Origin of the sequence: Streptomyces glaucescens, assembly GCF_002154375.1 — a bacterium.
Taxonomy (GTDB): domain Bacteria; phylum Actinomycetota; class Actinomycetes; order Streptomycetales; family Streptomycetaceae; genus Streptomyces; species Streptomyces glaucescens.
The window spans coordinates 1-8,133 of the sequence record NZ_MUND01000106.1 but is presented as its reverse complement, the minus strand read 5'-3'; the positions used below and the strand labels follow the sequence as shown (position 1 = coordinate 8,133).

The window sequence follows — 8,133 nt, the reverse complement described above, 5'->3', positions numbered from 1 at the left end:
ATCGCTGCCCCCAGGTCAGCAAACGGTCAGCATCGGTCGCGGAGCGTTTGCTGACCTGGGGGCAGCGATGACGGGGGACCTGGGCACAGGTGCCTGGCTCCCGCTGGGGACGTTCGCTGCGTAGCTCGACAGTTACCTGAGTGAGTGGGCTGCATGCGGAGCCGAAGCGGCCTGCCCTGTGGATGCCGCCTGCCCCCTCCGGCCGCTACCGCGACCTCGCCCGCCCCGGTGTCCTTCTCGTCCATTGCGCCGGCGTCATGGGCCTCGGCTTCGGCAACGTCGTCATTTCCGACACCGAGATCGAAGCCGCAGCCGACTCCACTGCGGCGGCCCTCCGCGTAACCTGCTGCGTCATGATCACCCGCGCCCGCGAGCGGGGCTGGTCCCGGGTCTGCAGGGCAGCCGGTTGCCGCGCCACCTGGGGGCCTGCACGGGTAGGCTATGACGCGCTGCGCCCACTGGGTGAGATGTCCGAGGGAAGGGCGGGCGCCCGCCCGACGTACGTACGTACGACAGGGGACCCCCGTATCCCGCCATGCCGCCGCCTCCCAGCAGTGATACTGGATGCATGGACACGACGACCACCGCGCCCCGCGCCGAGGTGCTGCGGGACCGCTATCGCAGCCGACTGCCCGAGTGCTTGCAGGAGCTGGCCGGCCCCATCGAGGGCAACGTGGACCTGCCGCTCCACATCGTCTGGTCCGGGCGGACGAGCTACAGCCTGGACCGTCCGAAGTCCCGCATGACGCTCTACCGGACCGTCCTCGCCGAAGGGCTGCGCGAGGACCTGGTGACCCTCCTTCACTACCGGCTGCTCGCCGAGCAGTGGCCCGTGCTGCGGCGCTTGATCAGTCCCTACATCCGCGAGGTCTGGGAGGACGCCTTCCCCGAGCTGCTCCGCACCGCTCCGGCCGACACGACCGCCGCGTGAAGCTCACTCCGCTCCACGAGCGTCTCCTCGCCGACATCCTCGACCTCGGCTCCCCCTACCCTCTGGTCCTCACCGGCGGATACGCCGTGCAGGCCCACGGCCTGGTCGAACGCTTCAGTCGTGACCTCGACGTCGCCACCGAGAACCCCGCTCCGATGCAGGAGATCGTCGCCTCACTCACAGCCGGCCTCAGCGCGCGCGGATGGCGGACCACGCACGTCCAGACCGATCCGCTCAGTGGCCGGTTTCTCGTCACCGATCCGGACACCGGCGAGGAGTGTGAGGTCGACGTCCTCAAGGAGGCGTTCTGGGCTCCGCCCGCCCAGACCCCCTACGGCCCCGTTCTTTCCCTCGACGACGTGATCGGCACCAAGGTCCGTGCCCTCGCCGACCGCGGCACCGTCCGCGACCTCATCGACGTCCAGGCTGCCTCCCGCCACCGCTCCACCGCCGACCTAGAATCCCTGGGCCGCCGTCGCGCCCATGACGAGTTCAGCCTCGAAGACCTCCGGGACCGGCTGATCGGCGCGGACTGGTACGAGGATGAGGACTACACCGCGTACGGGCTCACCTCCCGACAGATCCAAGAACTCAAGGCGTGGGCGCTGGAGTGGGCGGAGGATCTGGGTGCGCGGATCCATGACGAGAACGCCTGAGAGGCGGTCATCGCGTCCATCCCCTCTACCGCCGTTGCAACAAGAGGATGCGGTGTAGCCGGCAGGTTCCAACCCCGAGCCGTCCACGGTGGGTGGCTGCCCTGCACGACGGATGTGCATGGCAGCCGAGCGATACCCGCAGTGGACTCACGGCGAAACCGGGCTGCGGTAACGGTCAAACACTGCATCCCGCTCCCACTCCCATGTCCAGTCCGGGTCTCGACGGTGGAATTCGGTAACGGCCAGCTCGACGAATTGGTCGGAAGGCTTCCGGCTGGATCCATTGACTACCAGTGCTGACAGCATCGGCTCGGGACCGGTGCTGTCCCGGCGGCAGACGTCTGCCAGCAGAAGCGACATCATCCGGCCGTGGTAGTGCACCCGGTGCTCCGGTGCCACGGCCTCGCTCAGCGCCTTGTAGGTGTCGGTCCGGCCCTCTCGGGCCCACCCCTTCAGAATCACTACTATGGCGTCCCGGGCAGCCATGTAGTCCGCATCTCCATACTTCATGTGAGCCCCCTCCAGTCGACTGGAGCGACACGGTATCGAGTCGGGGCGGTGGCGAGGTTGGATCTGAGAAGTTGCCCGCGCGCCGCCTCGGAGACGGGGGAGCGGGGACGTCCACCGCGACGTCCGGCTCGCCCTTCGAATGTTAGTGCCGCCTCCTACGATCGCCGCTGATCAGCCCGCAGTAACGGAGAGGGTGTGATGGACGAGATCCGTTCCTCCAGTGGCGCCGTAGGTTCGCCCGAGCCGCTGACGACCTCGCCAGTGACCTCGAACGCGGGCAGTGGCCCGAGCCCACCTGCACGGCCGAGGAACTTGTTCTTCATCTCGCTATTCGTGACGCGGCCGACCGCGAGGTTGAAGACGATGCTGCTGGTGACCATGGGAAGCTGCCCAGCCACCGTGACGACTACGACTTCGGCATGTGCTCCGAAGTGTTCTTCCAGGACACCGACGTGCTGATGCTCTACAACGCTCGCCTCGACGGGATCGAGGACCCGGACGGCGAGACGAATCAGCACATGGGCATCGGCGATCTCCGTGCCGCAGCCTGGTTCGAACCGTTCCTGAACGTCCAAGCGCGAGACCCCCACCGCGGATTCCGCGGCTGACTTGCGGGCAGTACCGCAGCCGAGCCTGACCGAGGCCGCCCCGGGTCTTGGGCTTGAACGGATGGTTCATCGACGGCCCGACAGCTCGCCCGCGGCACGGGGTCCTCCTTCAAGGACTGCGGCTGTGCGAAGCTCACCCGCTGCCCCACCCGTTTCCGGGACGCGCTCGGCAAGCAGCGCGACGAGTCTTGATACGCCACGCAGGACGATGCGTTCGAACGCCTCACGCAGCTTTACGCGGAGAAGAAGACCACGACGCTGTCGGTGGCGGCGGCCCGTCGGAAACTTGGGCAGCTGACGGTCGAGGAGTACGCCAAGCAGTGGCGCCTCCGCCAGCGCAGGATGACGGACTATTTCACCGGCTGGCACGTCGACAGCTCGATCAACGTGCACATCGTCCCGCGCCTGGGATCACGGAGCTGAGTTCGGTCACGCCGATGGTGGTGGAGCGGTTCCTGGACGAGATGGAGAGCGACAGGGTCGGTCGGGGAAACCAGATGAGCATATTCCGGGTCCTCAAGACGATTCTTCAGGACGCGTACACCAAGGGGGCCATGGCGTCGCTGCTGTTCTTCGGCATGTTCGTAATCATGCTGTACGTGGCGACCGAGCGGACCAGGGAGCCGGCGGCGCTCTCCGCCGACCAGGTGGACGACTACGGGCTGAACCCGAATACGTCCGGAGCAGGTGGCCATTCCGTCGCTCGCATACGTGAAGAAGGCGCTAACGGTCGCCGACGAGGACTTGGCGCTGGAGATCGTCAAGATGGCGGGGTGCGGCCTGCGCAACAGTGAGGCGCGGGCGGTGAACATCAACAACGTGGTGGCGCAGGACATGTACCGGATGCGTGAGCAGGTCCATTCCAACACGCTGAAGTCGGCGAAGCTGAAGCACCGCAAGGTGGGGCAGTTCCGGGAGGTGCCTTAGCCGCGATCGGTCCACGAGGCGATCGAGCGGTACGAGGAGAAGCACGGCACCACGAAGGACGGCTACTTGCTGCGGGGCCCGGGCGGCTACTTCACCGAACGCATGGAGCGCCGGCGGGTGAGGAAGCTCTTCGCGGACCTCCCGCTGGGGGAGGGGGTCGGGATGTACGGCTTCCGGCGCTACTTCGCCTCGAACGCCCTCGGGAACGGCATCCCCATCACCGACGTCGCGGAATGGATGGGGCACAAGTCCATCGAGGAGACGTACCGGACCTACCGGCACCTGATGCCGGGCAGCATCACCAAGGCCCGCCCGGATCCTGGACGCCGGCCTCTGGGAAGCAGCTTGATTTCCGGATTTGAGGGAACAGCAGGTTCTTCGTCCGCTGGTGGTACAGCGGGGGGCCCACGCTGACCTGGCAAGACGGCACCCGCTGTGGCCTCCTGGCGTGAGCTGGTCCGGGAATTGTCCGGATCTTGGTGCGCGCTGGCCATCGCAGGGCCAACCCGGCAGGATAGAAATGCGCGGGCGCGCCGCATGGCTGTTCCCCTGCCCCGGTAGGCGATCGACAGTGCTCCTGTCACCGCAGGCACTGTGCGCGCCTTCTGTCGAGTGACGGCATCTCGCCATGCCGAGGCAACCTTCCGGTCCGGCGGCCAGGTGAAGCAGGCCGGTCCGGTCAGCGTGTCACCGCCCAGGGCTGGTCGGGTGCAGGGCAGGGAACTAGGTTGTCAGTGAGACTGGCAGCGCTTGGGGGATATGTGGACGAGCGGGAGTTCAACGAGACCGTTGCCCGGCTGATCCGTGAGGCGCGGATGCGTGCCGGGGTGACGCAGGAGTACGTAGCGCGTCAGGCGGGGCTGACGCGCGGTTCGATCACGAACATCGAGTCCGGAACCCAGTCCCCGCCTCTTTACCGGCTTGCCTTGATTGCCGCAGCGGTCAACGCGGACCCTGCGGACCTGCTTCCCTCGCTCCACTTGGATGAAGCGTCCGGACTTGCCGCGCGGCATGCCGCCGATGTTGCCGCGGTGTGGGCGCAGGCCTCAAAGAGGAGGGGTGTCCGTGGCGAAGGCTGACCTGGCGGCCCGCGGGCTGCTGCGGGAATTCCGGATCGACGCCCCGCCGGTCGATCCCTTCGCCCTGGCCAAGCACCTTGGCGTCCTGGTCGTCCCGCAGCACATGGACGACGACGTCTCTGGCATGCTCCTGCGTAAGGACGGAGCCTGCGTCATCGGCGTCAACCAGGCGCACTCCTTCGAACGGCGGCGCTTCACGGTGGCGCACGAACTGGGGCACCTGCGCCTGCACGAAGGACGCCCGCTTATTCTGGACACCGACGCGCGCGTGAACTACCGCAACGCGGTCTCGAGCATGGCCACGGACCGTGAGGAAATCGACGCTAACCGATTCGCCGCGGCGCTGCTGGCCCCGGAGGATATGGTCCGCCGGGCGGCACAGCACATCAGCTTCCGCACGACGGACGACCTCGTGCGGGTCCTGGCCAAGCGTTTCCAGTTGAGTGAGATGGCCATGACCTACCGTCTGATGAACCTCGGTATCGTTTCCGGCCCCGCTCACTGACACTACCTGGACCTGGCCGCCGGCCCGACCCTCTGCCGCGCGCTGCTCGTTCCTAGCGCCGCCCTGCCACGCCCGCTTGGGAGCCGTGCCCCTCTTGCCTCTCCCGCCCCAGTTTGCCAATGGCTGAGGGGGAGGAGCTGAACCAGCCACTGTCTGGCCTGCACTGAAGAGATGTCAGCCAGACTGACCCTCAAAAAAGGTCTTGCGTGAGTGTCGCTGCGTGTGGTGCACTTGTTACCGCAGGGAGTGACCGGTCTCTGTGTACAACGGGTGGCCCCCTGCTCGGCGTGAGGCTGACGGGACAATTCACCCCCGGGCGGTACCGCGTACGCGTGCCTGGCCGTGATGGCCGGCATCGTCGACCGGACCGCACCGGCTCCCCTCGATGGCCAGCCGTCACCCTAGGCCATCCGCTGATGCTGTGCATCGGCCGACCCTCTGCCCAGTGCCATGGCCGGCCCCCTCCGCGAGCCCACACCAGGCCCCTCGCGCAAGCACACCCATGTCCGCACCCCTGCGCCCCCTCGCGGGCAAGCCCACATGCCTTCGCGGTCCCTTCATGCCCTATGCCGTCACGTCTCCCGTAGGCATGCCCCACACCCATTTCGTCCACCCTGAGTCCTCAGCCGGCTCGCCGCAGAAAGGAACCCTCGCCATGCAGTGCCGCAAGAACTTCGACACCTTCCTCAAGAACACCGTGAACCTCAGCCAGGCCAAGCTCGCCCTCCTCGACGTACGCGTCGAGGCCATCTACAAGGCCCTCAAGGCCGACCCCGAACTCGGCTCGTTCATCCGCGGCAAGAAGCCTCAGGGCTCCTGGGCGCAGCGCACCATCATCAACCCCGTCGGCGACAGCGAGTTCGACGCCGACTTCATGCTCCACCTCACCGAGAACACCGAGTGGGCCGACAGCCCCAAGACCTACATCGACAAGGTCTACGCCGCGCTCCACCGTCACAGCATCTACGGCGCCATGCCTCACACCCGCAAGTGCCGCTGCGTGCAGCTCAGCTACGCCAACTCCATGCACGTCGACATCGTCCCCTACCTTCAGCTGGCCGACGGCCGCGAGGTGATCGTCAACCGCGACGCCAACACCTGGGAGCAGACCAACCCGGCCGGGTTTACCGCCTGGATGCAGAAGAAGGACGGCATCGCCAACAACAACCTGCGCAAGGTCATCCGCCTGATGAAGTACCTGCGCAACCACCGCGGCTCCTTCACCGGCACCCGCTCCATCATCCTCACCACCCTGCTCGGCGAACGCGTCGAGGAGATCAAGAAGCTCATGGACCCCGGCTGCTACAGCGACGTGCCCACCACCTTGCTCGCCATCGTCGAGGACCTCGACCGATGGCTGCAGGAGCGCCCCTACAAGCCCTCCATCGTCGACCCTTCCGGATCGGGCGTCACCTTCGACCACCGCTGGGACCAGACGACCTACAGCTACTTCCGGGCCCGCATCCACGCCCACGCCCGCGAGATCCGCGAAGCCTACGACGAGCCGGACTACGACCGCAGCGTGCGGCTGTGGCGCAAGCTGTTCGGCGACGCCTTCCCCGGCCAGCCGCGTGCCACCGCCTCCCTCACCCCCACGGTGGCCAAGTTCGCGACCCCGCTGCTCATCACCACGACCTCCCGCACCGGACGTGCCGGATGACCAAGCACAAGTCGCCCGCAGCCCGCCCCAGCCTCTCCCAGCGTCGCCTCCTGGAGGAGCTCACAGCGCTGGCAGCCGCGCACGAGCCGGATCTGCGCATCACCGGCCGCCCCCGTACCGACACTGACGGCCTGGTCACCATCCCCATCAGTGTCTGCACCGGCGGCATGCCCCATGCTCCAGGAGGACTGCGGCTCAAGGAGAGTGAGGACTTCCTCCTCACTCTGCCCGCCACCCCGATGATGCCGCCCCAGGTGCGCACCTCCCACATTCGGTTCGCCGGCACCCCGCACGTCCTGCAGGGTGATCGACTGTGCCTCTACCTCGACCCGGCCCGCGAATGGGACCCCGCTGCCGGAATCGCCCCCGTCATCAACCGCCTGTGGCAGTGGCTCACCGACGCCGCAGCCGGCAGGTTCGATCCCGCCACGGCGCTCTACCACCCCGTAGGCGGGGTCCTGCACCACACCCCGGGCACTCCCACCGTCGTCGTACGAAAACCTGTCTCCCACCGGTCGGCCACGGCATGGCTCACCCAGCGCACCACCGACCGGCTCGACCTGACCAGCGCCCCCGCAGACTCCCACAGCCACCGCACCCCGATCCTGCCAGCGGACGCGCTGCCCCTGGGCGCGGGCAACACTCTTGCCGAACTCCTCACCCTCACGCACTCTGCCACTGCCCACACCCCGCAACCGGCCGACGCCCCATCCCCGGCGCTGCTGACCGCACTCGCCGCCAGCGCCCTGCGTAACCCCGAAGGCACCGCCCAGTACTTCGTCCTGGCCGTCCGACACCCCGCCACACCCGCAGTGTCCCCCTTCCTCCTCGCCGGCCGCCTGCCGCCCCAGGCCGGCGACACGCTGCGCCGCCTCGCACGCCGCGCGACCCCCAGCCGCCTGGGCAGCCTGCCCGAGGACTTGGCCCACGCCCCCATCACATGGTGTTTCGTCTCCGACGAACGCGCCGAAGTCACCACCCGCCGTGACACCCTCCGCCCCGTCCGCGCCTTCCAGGACTGTCACATCCACATCTGGGGCTGCGGCGGCATCGGCTCCTGGGTAGCCGAGATGGTGGCCCGGGCCGGCGCCTCACATCTCACCCTCAGCGACCCCGGCCGTGTCACCGGCGGCCTGCTGGTGCGGCAGAACTACACCGAACACCACATCGGCATGACCAAGGCGACAGCACTGGCCTCCCACCTGCGGACCATCCGTGACGACATCCGCATCGACATCGCCACCCCGCCCCCCGACC

General features: G+C 67.6%; 11 protein-coding genes. 9 read left to right on the top strand and 2 right to left on the bottom strand.

Translation table 11 applies throughout. The features are described from left to right. The first annotated feature begins 568 nt into the window (after positions 1–568). Positions 569–931 carry a hypothetical protein gene (locus CCN42_RS07830; RefSeq protein WP_086734044.1) on the top strand — a complete coding sequence of 121 codons (363 nt, stop codon included), beginning with the start codon at positions 569–571 and terminating at the stop codon, positions 929–931. After that, positions 928–1,587: a nucleotidyl transferase AbiEii/AbiGii toxin family protein gene (locus CCN42_RS07825; RefSeq protein ID WP_086734042.1), complete on the top strand. Its 660-nt coding sequence runs from the start codon at positions 928–930 to the stop codon at positions 1,585–1,587. Before CCN42_RS07830 ends, CCN42_RS07825 begins: the two co-directional genes overlap by 4 nt. Before the next feature lie 147 nt (positions 1,588–1,734). Here CCN42_RS07825 and CCN42_RS07820 read toward each other — a convergent pair whose 3' ends face one another. Both CCN42_RS07820 and CCN42_RS42060 read right to left on the bottom strand, forming a co-directional pair. Beyond that, on the bottom strand, positions 1,735–2,097 hold the full coding sequence (locus tag CCN42_RS07820) for a hypothetical protein (RefSeq protein WP_086734040.1): 363 nt from the start codon (positions 2,095–2,097) through the stop codon (positions 1,735–1,737). 155 nt (positions 2,098–2,252) lie between these two features. Beyond that, positions 2,253–2,672, bottom strand: coding sequence for a hypothetical protein (locus CCN42_RS42060; RefSeq protein WP_143661872.1), 420 nt, complete (start codon positions 2,670–2,672; stop codon positions 2,253–2,255). A 297-nt stretch (positions 2,673–2,969) separates the two neighbouring features. Here CCN42_RS42060 and CCN42_RS44250 point away from each other — a divergent pair, with 297 nt between their 5' ends. From CCN42_RS44250 to CCN42_RS07785, 7 genes are all read left to right on the top strand, one after another. Next, positions 2,970–3,128, top strand: coding sequence for a hypothetical protein (locus CCN42_RS44250; RefSeq protein WP_245877193.1), 159 nt, complete (start codon positions 2,970–2,972; stop codon positions 3,126–3,128). Positions 3,129–3,416: 288 nt separating this feature from the next. Then, positions 3,417–3,632, top strand: a complete 216-nt coding sequence (locus CCN42_RS44245; RefSeq protein ID WP_245877192.1) for a hypothetical protein — start codon at positions 3,417–3,419, stop codon at positions 3,630–3,632. A 66-nt stretch (positions 3,633–3,698) separates the two neighbouring features. Further along, positions 3,699–4,046 carry a tyrosine-type recombinase/integrase gene (locus CCN42_RS44240; protein WP_245877191.1) on the top strand — a complete coding sequence of 116 codons (348 nt, stop codon included), beginning with the start codon at positions 3,699–3,701 and terminating at the stop codon, positions 4,044–4,046. A gap of 347 nt (positions 4,047–4,393) precedes the next feature. Beyond that, positions 4,394–4,711, top strand: a complete 318-nt coding sequence (locus tag CCN42_RS07800) for a helix-turn-helix domain-containing protein (RefSeq protein ID WP_086734036.1) — start codon at positions 4,394–4,396, stop codon at positions 4,709–4,711. Beyond that, positions 4,698–5,216: an ImmA/IrrE family metallo-endopeptidase gene (locus CCN42_RS07795; RefSeq protein ID WP_086734034.1), complete on the top strand. Its 519-nt coding sequence runs from the start codon at positions 4,698–4,700 to the stop codon at positions 5,214–5,216. Before CCN42_RS07800 ends, CCN42_RS07795 begins: the two co-directional genes overlap by 14 nt. Before the next feature lie 655 nt (positions 5,217–5,871). Next, a complete protein-coding gene (locus CCN42_RS07790) occupies positions 5,872–6,876 on the top strand; it encodes an SMODS domain-containing nucleotidyltransferase (RefSeq protein WP_086734032.1) in 1,005 nt (334 codons plus the stop codon). Beyond that, on the top strand, positions 6,873–8,133 hold a 1,261-nt coding region (locus CCN42_RS07785; protein ID WP_107427556.1), incomplete at its 3' end, for a ThiF family adenylyltransferase. The genes CCN42_RS07790 and CCN42_RS07785, both read left to right, overlap by 4 nt.